We start from the raw sequence: 13,773 nt of genomic DNA on the forward strand, positions 1-13,773 counted from the left end.
GGTGCTGAGTCTTCGATGGAACCGAGCGCTCGTCTCGTACGGCTTTCCCCCACCCGCCTGACCGATGTGCGCCGGCGGACCGGCGACTACTCCGACAGGACGATCACCCGGGCGTGCGCCCTCGCACTGTCGTACTGGGCGACCGGCCGAGGACCCGACGGCATCCATCTCACCCCCGCCACCCTGTTCGCCGACGTCCTCGGCTGGGTCGACAACGGCGGCGCCCCGCCGGCCGGCTGGGCGGCCGGCGCCGACGACCGCAGCATCACCGTGCCCGACGGCGTCGTCACGGCCGACGCGCAGCTCGCCCTGGACGACCTGGCCGACTTCCCGGACCGTCCCCTCGGCACCATCGCCCCGACCGGCGCGGAGGCCCGGCTCCGCCTCCTGGCCGAGTGGAACGACACCCACGCCGACCGGGTGCGCCCGACCATCGTGGAACTGTTCCTCGAGCAGGCGGAGTCCAGGCCGGACGCCGTGGCCGTCGTCGACGAGCGGCGCTCACTGACGTACCGCCAAGTCGCGGCATACTCGGCTCAGCTGGCCCACCACCTCACGGAACGGGGGCTCACCGCCGAACAGGTCGTCGGCATCTCGCTGGGACGCTCGGCCGACATGGTGATCGGGCTGCTGGGCGTCCTGCGCGCGGGCTGCGCCTTCGTGCCGCTCGATCCGCAGTGGCCCGCCGCACGCCGGGCCGTCGTCATCGAGGACGCCCAGGTCGTGCTGCAGCTCAACGACTCGGGCGAGCACGACCCGGCCGAACCGGACGCCGTGCCCGTCGGCCTCGGCGACTGGCGTCATGGCTCCCACCCCACGGACGGGCCCGGGATCACCGTCCCCGGCGACGCCCTGGCCTACGTGATCTTCACCTCCGGTTCCACCGGGCGGCCCAAGGGCGCGATGATCCGGCACGAGGCGATCAGCGAGCGCCTGCTGTGGCAGTCCGCCGAGATCCTCGGCTTCGGCCACGACGACGCCTCGCTGTTCAAGGCACCCCTGTCCTTCGACATCTCCATCAACGAGATCTTCCTGCCGCTGGTGACGGGCGGCCGGCTCGTGGTGCTGCGGCCCGGCGGCGAACGCGACCCGCACCATCTGCTGAGCGTGATCGCCGAACAGCGCGTCACCTTCACCTACCTGGTCTCGTCCATGCTGGACGTACTGCTGGAGATCTCGGGCGACTCGGACCGGCTGGACAGCCTGCGGCACGTGTGGTGCGGCGGCGAGGTACTGACCCCGGAACTGTACGAACGGTTCCGCACCAGGCTCGACATCCCCATGTACCACGGCTACGGCCCCGCCGAGACCACGATCGGCGTCTCCCACGTCATCTACCGGGGCGCGGCCGAACGCCTGTCCACGTCGATCGGCAGGGCCAACCCCAACACCCAGCTGTACGTCCTGGACGACGAACTGCGCCCCGTCCCGGTCGGCGTCGGCGGCGAACTGTACGTCGGCGGCCTCCTCCTGGGACGCGGCTACGCCGGCGCGCCCGGCCTGACGGCGTCACGGTTCGTGGCGAACCCCTTCGCGGACGACGGGTCCCGGCTGTACCGGACGGGTGACCTCGCTCGGTACACCCCGGACGGGACGCTGGACTTCCTGGGCCGCGCCGACAACCAGGTCAAGATCCGCGGCATGCGGCTGGAGATCGAGGACGTCGAGGCCGGCCTGGCGGAGCACCCGGACGTCCGGCACACCTGTGTCGTCGCGAGGAAGAACACCGCGGGCGGCACCTATCTGGTGGGCTACGTCATCCCGGCCGGCGGCCGCGAGGACCTGCGGCCCGACGAGGTCAGGGCGTGGGCCGCCGAGCACATGGTCGAGTACATGGTGCCCGCCCACATCGTCGTCCTGGAGGAGTTCCCGCTCACCGCCAACGGCAAGCTCGACCGGGGCGCGCTGCCCGAGCCCACCGTCGTGACCGGCGCGATCGTACGGCCCACCACCGACGAAGAGCGCGCGGTGTGCGCCGCCGTCGCGGCCGTGCTGCGGCTCGAGGAGGTCGGCGTCGACCAGGACTTCTTCCAGCTCGGCGGCGACAGCATCCTCGCCATCTCACTCCTCGGCGCCCTGCGTGAGGCGGGGCTCCACGTCACGGCGCGGCAGATCTTCACCCACCCCACCGTGGGCGCGCTGGCCGCGGTGGCCGGCCGTGAGGACCTCACCGTCGTGGACCACCGCGACATCGCGACCGGGCCCGTGGTGGGCGCGCCCATCGTGCAGTGGCTCGGCGAGACCACGGACGCGATCGACGGGTTCGTCCAGTCGGTCGTGCTCAACACCCCGCCGGAGCTGACCGCCGACGCCCTGGACCCGATCCTCACCGCCGTGGTCCGGCACCACGCCATGCTGCGGGCCCGGCTGGTGCGCGGCGACCGCTGGAGCTTCGACATCCCGGACGCGGACGCGGCCGTCGCGCCATGGCAGGAGAGCGACCGCCCTCTCGACGAGTGCGTCACCCTCGCCACCGAGGGGCTGGACCCGGACGGCGGTGTGATGCTGCGTGCCGTCTGGCGTCGCGCGGCTCGACAACTGGTCCTGGTCGCCCACCATGTGGTGATCGACGGCGTGTCCTGGCGGGTCCTGATGGACGATCTGGCCACCGCCTGGCGGCAGTCGGCCTCCGGCGCGCCGATCGAACTGCCCCCGGTGGGTACGTCGTTCCGCCGCTGGACCCAACTCCTCGAGCGCGCCGCCTTCGACGCGGACAGCACCTACTACTGGCGTCCGCTGCCCGCGGAGGACCAGCCGGTGGGCAGGCGGCCACTGACCGCCACCGACACCGTCGCGACGGAACGCCTGTGGACCGTGTCGGTCGGTCCCGAGGTCACGGCCGAGCTGCTGGGCGGGACGCCCGCGAAGTTCCACGCCGGCGTCAACGACGTCCTGCTCACCGCACTCGCCGTCGCCCTCGCCCGCCGGCGCCGCGACCTCGGACAGGACCAGACGTTCGCGCACATCGAGCTCGAGGGCCACGGCCGCGAGCCACGGTTCGTCGCCGGTTCGGCCGGCTTCGAGCCCGAACTGTCCCGCACCGTCGGCTGGTTCACCACCCTCGCCCCGGTGGTCGTGGACCCCGGCGCGGCAACGGACTTCACCGCGCCCGCGTATCTGACCGCCGCACTCAAGAGGGTAAAGGAAGACCTCGCCCGGGTGCCGGACAACGGCGTCTCCTACGGAGCCCTGCGCCATCTGACCGGTACCGCCTTCGACGCGCCCGCCCCGCAGGTGCTCTTCAACTACCTGGGCCGCTTCGACGCCGGCTCCGCCGAGGACTGGCAACTCGCGCACACGACCGGCCAACTGGGGGAGCGGCGCGACCCGAGGATGCGGCTGCCGCGTCCCCTGGAGTTCAACGCGATCGCCGAACCCGCCGCCGGCGGCGCCTACGAACTGGTCACCACCATCTCCTGGCCCGACGGCATGTTCACCGACGAGGACATCGCCGCCCTCGCCGACCACTTCCGGACGGCCCTGACCGGGCTGGCCGCCCTCGAGCGGGGCGGCCACTCGCCCAGCGACTTCGCCATGGTGCCCCTCACCCAGGCCGACGTCGACGCCCTGGACGGGCCGGGGCTGCGGGACATCCTGCCGCTGACCCCGCTCCAGGAGGGCCTCTACTTCCACTCGGTCTTCGACGAGGACTCGGCGGGCGCCTATGTCGAGCAGCAACTGCTCACGCTGCACGGCGAGGTGGACGCCAACCGGCTCGCGGCGGCCGCCACCCGGCTGCTCACGCTCTACCCGAACCTGGCGGCACGGTTCGTGGCCCTCGCCGACGGCCGCGTGGTCTCCGTCCTGGAGAGCGGCGCCGAGGCCCCGTTCACCGTCCTGGACCGACCCGGCATCACCGACGACGAGATACGCGACCACGCCGAGCGGGACCGCCGCACCGGGTTCGACCTGGCCGCCGGGCCCCTGATGCGCTACACGCTCGTCCGCGGCGGCCCCGGCCGCGACGTCCTGGTGCAGACGGTGCACCACATCATCGCCGACGGCTGGTCCGTGCCGCCGATGCTGCGCGCCCTGCTCGCCGAGTACCACGCGCCGGGCACCAGGTACCCGCTCGGCGGCTTCCCCGACCATGTACGCCGGCTCGCCGGACGCGACGCCGACGAGAGCGACCGCGTCTGGAGCGACCAACTCGCCGGCCTGCCCGGCCCGTCGCTGATCGCCGAGGGGCACACCCCCTCCGACCGGTTCGCCGACATCGCCGTACACCCGGAGACCGACATCGACGCGGCGGCCCGGTCGGCCGGCGTGCCGCTCAGTGTGGCGGTGCACAGCGCCTGGGCGGTGACCCTGGGCGGCCTCCTGCACGGCGGTGACGTGGTGTTCGGCTCCACCGTCTCCGGACGGGACGCGGACGTGCCCGGCATCCAGGACATGGTGGGCCTGTTCATCAACACCATCCCGGTACGCGCCCGTTGGACCAAAACCACCACGGCACGCGAACTGCTCGCCTCGGTACGGGAACACCAGAGCGCGGTGCTTTCGCACCAGCATGTCTCCCTGGCGCGGATCGGCCGACTGGCCGGCGCCGGCTCCCTCTTCGACACCCTGGTGGTGTTCGACGTGGAGACCGATGTGGCGGCACTGCGCCGGCCCGACGACACGCTCGTCATCGGCGGCATCCTCAACGAGGGCGCCCCGCACTACCCGTTGACCCTGGTCGTCGAACGCACCCCCGACGGACGTCCCCGCTTCAACCTCATCCACGACGGCGAGGTGCTGGGCGAGACCCGCGCCCGGGAGATCCTGCGGGCCTTCACCTCGACACTGACCGGCCTGCTCACCCGGCCGGACGCCCTGATCGACGACCTCACGGCGGAGGACTCCCGGCTTCCCGAGCGCATCACCCCCACCACGCTGGGCGAGCTGTTCGACACCGCCGCGCACCGCGACCCGACCGCCACCGCCGTCACCCAGTGCGGCCTCGACGGCGGCACCCGGTCCCTGACATACGGCGAACTGGCTTCGGCCAAGGACGAGTTGGCGGCAGCGCTGCGGGCGGCCGGGGTCGGGCCGGGCAAGCGGGTCGCCGTCGCCGTCCCGCGCTCCGTCGAGCAGGTCACCGCCCTCGTCGCGATCGTCGGGGCCGGCGGCGCATATGTGCCGCTGGACCCGGCCTACCCGGACGAGCGGCTGGAGTACATCCTCGCCGACGCCGCCCCGCAGGCGGTCCTGGTGGAGCGCGAGCAACGGGACCGCTTCGCACGGCTGCTGGACAGGGCGGGCGTACCGGCCCGGGTACTCGTGCGAGGGGACGAGGCGCAGCCGGTAGCCGCCGGTACCGTGGCGACGCCGAGCTGGCACGACCCCGCCTACGTCATCTACACCTCCGGATCGACCGGCCGGCCCAAGGGCGTCGTCGTCCCGCACTCCAGTGTGGTGACGCTGCTCGCCCGCACCCGGCCCGCCATGGGATTCGGCCCGGACGACGTATGGGTCCAGTTCCACTCCTTCTCCTTCGACTTCGCCGTCTGGGAGCTGTGGGGCGCGCTGGCCCACGGCGGAGAGCTGCTCCTCCCGGAGTACGGGCTGACCCGCTCCCCGGTCGACTTCCACCGGCTGGTACGCGAGCGCGGAGTGACCGTGCTCAACCAGACCCCCTCGGCGTTCTACCAGTTCATCGAGGCGGACCGGCACGCCGGTACACCCCTGCCCGCCCTGCGCCGCGTCATCTTCGGCGGCGAGGCACTGGACCTCGGACGGCTGCGCGGCTGGGTCGAACGGCACGGCACCACGTCGCCCGAACTGGTCAACATGTACGGCATCACCGAAACCACCGTCCACGTCACCCACCGGGTGCTGACCGACGGCGACTTCGGCTCCGGCGACGACGTCAGCCCGATCGGCGGCCCGATCCCCGGCCTGGTCACCCATCTGCTCGACGACCGCCTCCACCCGGTGCCGCCGGGCCGGGTGGGCGCCATCTACGTCGCCGGCGACCAGGTGGCGCTCGGCTACCTGGGCAGGCCGGGGCTGACGGCCGGCCGGTTCGTGGCGAACCCGTTCACCGGGGACGGCTCCCGCATGTACCACACGGGCGACCTCGCCCGCCGCACCCTCGACGGCGAGCTGGAGTTCGTCGGCCGCGCCGACGACCAGGTGCAGCTCAAGGGCTTCCGCATCGAGTTGGCCGAGGTGGAGGCCGCGATCAGGGAACTCGACGGGGTCGTCGACGTGGCCGTCACCGTGGCGGACGGCGGCGACCACCTGGTCGCACACCTCGTGGGCCGGGTGCCCGGAGACCTCATCGAGCGGCTCTCCGCGAAACTGCCCGCGCACATGGTGCCCGGCAGGGTGCTCTCGGTCGACGCGCTGCCGCTCACGGTCAACGGCAAACTGGACCGCAAGGCGCTGGCCGAACGCGCCACGCGGGACGACACCCCGCTGCCCCGCACCGCCGGCTCGGCACTCGGCGCACTGGTCGACATCTTCGCCGGTACCCTGCCCGGATCCGACGTGGACGGTGACACCGACTTCTTCAGGGCCGGGGGCGACAGCATCCTCGCCATCACCGTGGTCAACCGGGCCAGGGCACTGGGCCTGACGATCGCCCCCCGGGACGTGTTCCTGCACCGGACCCCGCGAGCACTCGCCGGCCACCTGGCGACGACCGCGCCCACGCCCGCCGCGACGCCCTCGCCCGCCCACCCGGCCGACGGTCCGGTCCTACCCACGCCGATCATCCTGCGCCGGCGTGAACTGGGAGGATCACTGGCCGGGTTCGCCCAGGCCAGGGCGCTGACGGCCCCCCAGGGCACCGGGTTCGCCGACGCCGTACGCGCCGCGAACGCCGTAGTGGCCACGCACCCCGCGCTGCGGCTGAGGCTGCGCACCGAGCACGGGGTGTGGGCCCTGAGCACCGAACCGGTCCGTGAGGTCACCGTCGTGGCGACGGACACGACCGACGCGACCACGGCGGCGAACCGGGCCGCCGGACGGCTCGACCCGGAGTCCGGGAACGTGGTCGCGTTCACCTGGCTGGAGGCCTCCCGGACACTGGTCGTCACCGTCCACCACCTCGCCGTCGACGCGGTGTCCTGGCTGATCCTCCTCGACGACCTCACCACCGCGATGCGCGGCGCCCCCCTGCCCCCGCCGACCACCTCCTACGCCGAATACGCCGAGGCGCTGACCCTCCGCACCGCCCGCGCCGTCGACGACCTCGGCCACTGGCTCACCACACTCCGGGCGCCCGCACTCCTGCCCGCCGTCGAACGAGCGAGGGAGATCGAGGCCGTCCTTCCGCCCGAAGCGACCGGACACCTGACCCGCACCGCGCCCGCCGCACTGGGCGTCGGGCTCACCGAGCTGCTGTGCGGCGCTCTGCGCACCGCGCTCACCCGCGTCCAGGCGACACCCACGGATCTCGCGATCGAACTGGAGCGGCACGGCCGGGTCCCCGCCCTCGACCACCACGACTACACCCGCACCGTCGGCTGGTTCACCGCCATCGCACCCGTGCGGCTCACCGCCCACACCGACCCCGTCGCGGCGGCGCGCGAGGTCGCGGAACGCCTGCCCGACGAGCGCACCCACGTCGCCTACGGCGTGCTGCGGTACCTCGACCCGCAGACCGCCCCGCTCCTCACCGCCCGCCCGCAGGTCCTGTTCAACTACCTCGGCAGGGGCAGCGAGTCCCAGGCACTGCACCTCACCGGCGGCGAGGGGAACACGCCGTACGCCGTCGAGGTCAACGCCTGGCTCGACGACACCACCGGCAGCCTGCGCGCCGTCTTCACCCTCGCCGACGGCATCCCCGACGAGATCACCGCACACTGGCTGAGCGCGCTGCAAGCCGTCGCGCACACCTCCGCGACGGCCGAGCGCACCGCACCGGTGACCCCGCTCCAGCGCGGCCTGTACTTCCAGGCCCAGCTGGCGGGGACCGCCGGACACTACGTGGCACAGAACTGGTTCACCTTCGACCGGCAACTGGACACCGGCGCGCTCGCCGAGGCCATGACGCATGTGATGTCCCGGCACCCGGCCGTGGGCGCCGGCTTCACCACCGACGACGACGGCAACCCGGTCCAGGTCCTCGCCGGGGGCCGGCGCGTCGACGTCCACACCGTCGAACTGGCCACCGACGCGGACATCGAGGCACTGCGTGCCCGGGACCGCGACACCGGATTCGACACCGGCGCACCGCCCCTCGTCCGGCTCACCGTGGTACGCCGGCCCGACGGTCGCGACGGACTGCTGCTCAGCTACCACCTGCTGCTCTGGGACGGCTGGTCACGCGAGATCGTCCTGCGCGACCTGTTCGACGCCTACCGGTCGCTCCTCGCCGGTGAACCGCTCGACCCGGCCCCGGCCACACCCGGCTTCGAGGAGTACGCCCGTGCCCTCGACGCCAGGGACACCGCCGTGTCGGAACGCTTCTGGGCGGAACACCTGGCCGGACTCACCGGCCCGACCCTGCTCGCCGGACCGGCACCCTCCCTCACGGACGAACTGCCGCGCGCACTCGTCCACACCCTGTCCGCCGAACGGTCCGACCTGCTCCGGGACGCCGCACGAGCGCACGGCGTCACCCTGAACTCCGTCCTGACCGGGGCGTTCGGCCTCTTCCTGGGCTCCCGCACCGGCCGCAGCGACGCCGTCTTCGGTGTGACCGTCTCCGGCCGCGAGGGCGAAGGGCTCTCCGGCATCGTGGGCGTGCTCCTCAACACCGTGCCCCAGTGGACACGGCCCCGCCCCGGCCACACCGTCCGCGAGTACCTCACCGCCGTGCAGGAGGCCCGCGTCGCCGCGATGGAACACGAGCACCTCGGCCTCGGCGAGATCCAGCGGGCCGGCGGCCACGACACGCTGTTCGACAACCTCTTCGTCCTCCAGAACTTCCTGGACATGGAGGCGTTCGCCGAGATGAACGCCCGCCACGGCATCACCTCGGTGAAGGCCGACGACTCCACCCACTACCCCTTCACCTGGGTCGTCACCCCCGGCGACCGGCTCACCGTCAAGCTCGAGTACCGCGACGACGACACCGGGAACGCCCGACGGCTGCTCGACGACTACCTGCGCGTCCTCGACGACCTGGCCCGCTCCACCGGACCGGTGGGCGCCCTGCCGGGCCCGGCACCCCGGCCCGGGCCCACGCGGCGCACGGACGTCGGCACGGACACCGTCGTCGACCGCTTCGACCTCGCCGCCGACCGTGACCCGGAACGCGTCGCGCTCGTCGCCCACGGCTCCACCATGACCTTCGCCCGGCTGCGGGACCGCAGCCGCGCGGTGGCGGGGGTGCTCGCCGCGCGGGGCATCGGCCCCGAGACGACGGTCGGCCTGGCGATACCCCGCTCCCTCGACTCCATCGTGGCGCTGTTCGCCGTACTGCGCACCGGCGCCGCGTACGTGCCGCTGGAGCTGGACCACCCCGACGAGCGGATCGCCGCGATCGTCGCGGACGCCCGCCCCGACGCCGTCCTCACCGTGAGCACCGTGACCCCCAGGCTGGCCGGACTCACCGGCGAGCTGATCGAACTGGACCGCCCGCTGCCCGGGGGGGAGCCGTACCGCACCTTCGCGCCCGACGACCCGCACCGGCTGCGGCACCCCGCGTACACGATCTACACCTCCGGCTCCACCGGAAAGCCCAAGGGTGTGGTGACCGAGTACGCCGGGCTCACCAACATGCTGATCAACCACCGACGCCGCATCTTCGAACCGGTGCTGGCGGACCACGGCCACCGAGTCTTCCGGATCGCGCACACCGTCTCCTTCGCGTTCGACATGTCGTGGGAGGAACTCCTCTGGCTGGCCGACGGGCACGAAGTGCACATCTGCGACGAGGAGTTGCGCCGTGACGCGCCCCGGCTGGCCGAGTACTGCCGGGAGCACGCCATCGACGTCGTCAACGTGACCCCCACCTACGCCCAGCAGTTGGTCGCCGAGGGTCTGCTCGACAACCCGGAACGGCGCCCGGCACTGGTGCTGCTGGGCGGCGAGGCCGTCACGCCCAGCCTGTGGCAGCGGCTGGCCTCGACCGGGGGGACGGCCGGCTACAACCTGTACGGGCCCACCGAATACACCATCAACACCCTCGGTGTCGGCACCTTCGAATGCCAGGACCCGGTGGTGGGCGTCGCCATCGACAACACCGACGTCTACGTACTGGACCCGTGGCTGCGGCCCCTGCCGGACGGAGTCCCCGGCGAGCTCTACGTGTCCGGCATCGGCATCGCCCGCGGCTATCTCGGGCAGCCCGCCCAGACCGCGCACCGGTTCGTCGCCTGCCCGTTCGGCGCGCCCGGCGAGCGCATGTACCGCACCGGCGACCTCGTCGTCCGGCGGCCGGACGGCAATCTGATGTACCTGGGCCGCACCGACCAGCAGGTCAAGATCCGCGGCCACCGGGTCGAACCGGGCGAGGTCGAGGCCGCGTTCGAGGCACACCCGGCGGTGCGGTTCGCCGCCGCGGTCGCCCAGCCCGACCCGCGGGTCGACGGCGCCCACCGGCTCGCCGCCTACCTCGTCCTCGACGGCTCCGACCTCGCGTCGGTCGCCGCCGACGTCGGCGCCGCCCTGCCCGACTTCATGCGCCCCACCCACTACGCCCAGGTCGACGCCATCCCGCTCACGGTGAACGGGAAGGCCGACACGAAGGCACTGCCGGAGGCCAAACCCCTCGGCGCCCTGACCACGGCCGGCGAACGCCGGCCCGGGACCGACACCGAGATCACGGTGTGCGAGTTCTTCGCCGAGGCGCTGGACCTGGACGACGACGAGGTCAGCGCGGTCAGCGACTTCGTGTCCCTCGGCGGTCACTCCATGCTCGCGGTGCGGCTGATCGGCCTGCTCCGCCGGGAGTACGGTCCTGTCGTCACCATCCGTGATCTGCTCACCCTGCGCACACCGGAAGCGATTGCCCGCCACCTCGATGACCACAACTGACCCGCAGCGGCCCTTCACCGGGTCCCACATCCTGCGCACCGCACTCCGCCGCAACACCGGCGCGATGGCCGGCGGCACCGTCCTCATGGGCCTGTACCAGGCCGGTGAGACGGCGTTCCCCATCGCGCTCGGCCTGATCGTCGAACACGCGCTGCGGGACCGCGGTCCCGCAGCCCTCGGCTGGTCCGTCCTCGCCCTCGCGGTGATCATCACGACCGTGTCGCTGTCCTGGCGGTTCGGGATGCGCGTCCTGCAGAAGGCCAACACGACGGAGGCGCACCGCTGGCGGGTGAAGGTCGCCGCCCGCGGACTCCAGCCGGTGGCGCGGGACGTCGACCTCAAGTCCGGCGAGGTCCTGACCATCGCCACCGAGGACGCCGACCAGACCGCCGACATCATCGAGGTGGTGCCCCTGCTGATCAGCTCACTGGTCGCGGTCGTGGTCGCGGCCGTCGCCCTGGGGCTGGCCGATCTCCGGCTCGGCCTGCTGGTGATCGTGGGCACCGCCGCGATCCTGTCGGTCCTCAGTGTGCTGTCCCGGCGGATCGGCAGCAGCACCAAGGAGCAGCAGGCCCGGGTGGCCCGCGCGGGCGCCAAGGTCGCCGACCTGATCATCGGCCTGCGCCCGCTGCACGGATTCGGCGGCAACCACGAGGCGTTCCGCGCCTACCGGAAGGTCAGCACTCAGGCGCGGCTCCAGGCGATCACCGTCGCCAAGGTGAACGGCGCGTACGCCGGCACCGCGCAGGCCCTTAACGCGGTCCTCGCCGGCGCGGTCACCCTGCTGGCCGGCTGGCTGGCCTTCGACGGCCGGATCGGCATCGGTGAACTCGTGATGGCCGTCGGGCTGGCGCAGTTCATCATGGAACCGCTGAAACTGTTCTCGGAGATGCCCAAGTACGTGATGATCGCGCGCGCGTCGGCGGAGCGGATGGCCCTGGTGCTCGCCGCGCCGCCGGTGACCACCCCGGGGACGGAACTCCCGTCCCCGGGAGGGGACATCGAGGTCGACGGCGTGCAGTACGGTGCCCTGCGCAGGCTGAAGTTCCGGGTGTCGGCGGGTGAGTTCGTGGCGATCGCCTGTTACCGGCCCCGGGCGGCCGCCGACCTCGCGTCGGTCCTCGCGGTGAACGTCCCGCCGGACGCGTACGAGGGTGCGGTGCGGCTCGGCGGACGGGAGCTCGGGGAGCTGTCGGTCGAGGCCGTCCGCGCACAGCTGCTGGTGAACCCGTACGACGGCGAGATCTTCGCCGGCACGCTCCGCACCAACATCGACCCCTCGGGCACCGGCAAGCGGATCGCCGAGGCCGTGGAGGCGTCCATGCTGACCGACGTCGTCGCCCTCCACCGCGAAGGACTCGAGCACGGCGTCCGCGACCGCGGCGCGAACCTCTCCGGGGGGCAGCGCCAACGGCTCTCCCTGGCCAGGGCGTTGGCAGCCGACACCGATGTCCTCGTGCTCCAGGATCCGACGACGGCCGTCGACGCGGTCACCGAACAGCTCATCGCACGCAACATCGCCCGGCTGCGCAGGGGCCGCACCACCGTCGTGATCACCAGCAGCCCTGCCCTGCTGGACGCCGCCGACAGGGTCCTGGTCCTGGACGACGGCGTCATCACGGCCGAGGACACCCACCGCAACCTCCTCGCCGCCGACGAGGACTACCGCAGGGCGGTGGCCCGGTGACAGGCCCTAGGCGAGCGCCCAGGCGACGTCCCTGAGCAGGGCGTGCCGCCAGCCCGCCCGGTCGTGGTGCGACGCGGACCGTGAGACCCGCACGGTCGCGCCGGCCCGTTCGGCGAGGGTCTCGGTGAGCGCGCAGTGCGGCAGCATACGGGTCTCGTGTTCTCCCACGTCGAACGCGACCCGCAGCCCGGTCAGTCCGTGGCATTCCCGCAGTCGCGCGGCCAGGCTGCCGCCGACCGGGCCTCCCAACGGGTCCGGCCGGTCCGGGGCATCCGGCGTCCACCAGAACGCCCCCGACTGGCAGGCCACGCGCGACACCAGCTCCGGGAACTCCAGGGCCGCGTACAGCGCGCTCAGCCCGCCGAGGCTCTGTCCGGCGACCACGAGCCGGCCCGGGTCGGCGGTCACGCCGGACTCCGCCACCAGCGGCAGCAGTTCGTCCCGGACCGCCTCCCACAGCTCGGACCGGCACGCGAACTCGGCCTCCCGGTCCCTTGCGGGCAGGAAGACGAGGGTGACCGGGGGCATCTCGCCATGGGCGACGGCCGAGTCGAACGCGGACATCGCCGGGTGCAGATACAGCCAGTCGTCCCCGTCGAGCAGCAGCACCACCGGCCCACCGCCACCGGCCGGATGGACGCGTACGGTGCGCCGCCCGCCGAGCCGTTCACTCGCCCAGCGGATCCGGGTGCCGGGGAGGGGCAGGACCCCGTCGGCACCGACGGCCGGCCAGTGCGGCTGCTCCGGGGCGTCCGGCGTCGCCGCGATGGACCGGTCGCCGCCCGCGCCGACCGGATTGAGCGGATCGGCGTACGCCACGTCGTCCACGAGGAACTGATACGTCACCCGCAGCCGCGCCGGCATCCGCACCTCGGCGTACCAGCAGTCCGTGTCGCCCCACCGGCGCAGCGGCACGGGATCCGACCAGCTCTCGAAGCCGATGCTCGCGGCCGGTCCCCGCCACAGGAACAGGGTCGACCACCCGCCCCCGTCCGCCGGCACCGACACGGGCGCCCTCACCCCCGCCCAGAACGCGTCTTCACCGGGGCTGCCGGACACCCCGAACTCCGCGAGGGGGCGCATGACGTCTCCTTGTGAGGGGGAACGGGAAAAGCTAGGCTCGCTGCAATTAGGCGAGCCTAACCTAATGTTGACGTTCCTGGGAGGCACTC

At 72.7% G+C, this 13,773-nt stretch carries 3 protein-coding genes; 2 read left to right on the top strand and 1 reads right to left on the bottom strand.

Features of this window, described 5'->3' with window-relative positions; genetic code table 11:
* Positions 1–15 precede the first annotated feature (15 nt).
* A complete protein-coding gene (locus IF28_RS0124260) occupies positions 16–10,914 on the top strand; it encodes a non-ribosomal peptide synthetase (protein ID WP_030224086.1) in 10,899 nt (3,632 codons plus the stop codon).
* Positions 10,901–12,601, top strand: coding sequence for an ABC transporter ATP-binding protein (locus tag IF28_RS0124265; protein WP_030224089.1), 1,701 nt, complete (start codon positions 10,901–10,903; stop codon positions 12,599–12,601). Before IF28_RS0124260 ends, IF28_RS0124265 begins: the two co-directional genes overlap by 14 nt.
* Positions 12,602–12,607: 6 nt before the next feature.
* On the opposite strand, the gene IF28_RS0124270 is transcribed toward IF28_RS0124265, so the two are convergent.
* Complete coding sequence (locus IF28_RS0124270; protein WP_030224091.1) at positions 12,608–13,684, bottom strand: alpha/beta hydrolase-fold protein; 1,077 nt, start codon at positions 13,682–13,684, stop codon at positions 12,608–12,610.
* Positions 13,685–13,773: the final 89 nt, after the last annotated feature.

It is taken from the genome of Streptomyces sp. NRRL WC-3626 (genome assembly GCF_000718785.1).
GTDB lineage: Bacteria > Actinomycetota > Actinomycetes > Streptomycetales > Streptomycetaceae > Streptomyces > Streptomyces edwardsiae.